Source organism: Pontibacter silvestris, assembly GCF_020907275.1.
GTDB classification, from domain to species: domain Bacteria; phylum Bacteroidota; class Bacteroidia; order Cytophagales; family Hymenobacteraceae; genus Pontibacter; species Pontibacter silvestris.
Genome location: NZ_JAJJWI010000096.1, coordinates 1 through 709, shown reverse-complemented (window position 1 = coordinate 709; position 709 = coordinate 1). Strand labels below are relative to the sequence as shown.

At 32.0% G+C, this 709-nt stretch carries 1 protein-coding gene; it reads right to left on the bottom strand.

Going from position 1 to position 709, the window contains the following annotated elements; all coding sequences use genetic code 11:
- Positions 1 to 34: 34 nt before the first annotated feature.
- Positions 35 to 709: DUF6624 domain-containing protein (locus LN995_RS21725; protein WP_317206993.1), on the bottom strand; the 675-nt coding region annotated here is incomplete at its 5' end.

The following is a 709-nucleotide window of genomic DNA, read 5'->3' as shown; positions in this document are numbered from 1 at the left end:
TTTTAATGCTTTTTATGTGTTGTTGGCTACCATTCTATTTCATTTCCTGTGGATTATAAATATGACCATTCTTTTTAGCATACTCCTCAATAGGTTCTAAACCTATTTCAGCCCTTCTCTTATTTACATTTTTATAATCCATTATTGGATAAATATGATTCTTTCCAGTCTGTTTGTTAAACTTTGATTGAGAGCCGTATTTTTGTTTTTCTCCATTTCGCATTAGAATTCTATCTTCCAGAAAAGCTAAATACCAACCTTCTGACTCTCCTTTTGCAACAGATTTCTTTAAGTATGGCAAATACTTTTCTTGAATTCCGAGTGGAGCATGCTGAATTACCATCCAAATTGACTGGTTAGCAAAATAACCAACTCTGTTTGTGCCTAACCAACCTTCCTTTTCAATTATCTCCTTTATAGCTAACACATTAATACTATCCTGGTAGTTTATTAAAGACCAGAGATATTTCCTTTCCTCAGAGTTTTTACCAAATTTTTCCTCAACCATTGGTAGAACTAATCGCAAAGTTTGGTCTTTCATTCGTATAGTTTCTAATTCTTTTTTTAATAATGTATCCTGAGGTATTTCTTCAGATTGCTTTGTCGCCTGCCCGAAAACATAAACACTTGCATAAACTAAAAAGAAGATAAGAAACAATATTTTTTTCATTATTAAAGCATTTTTAATTTTGGTGAATGGTAGCCAACG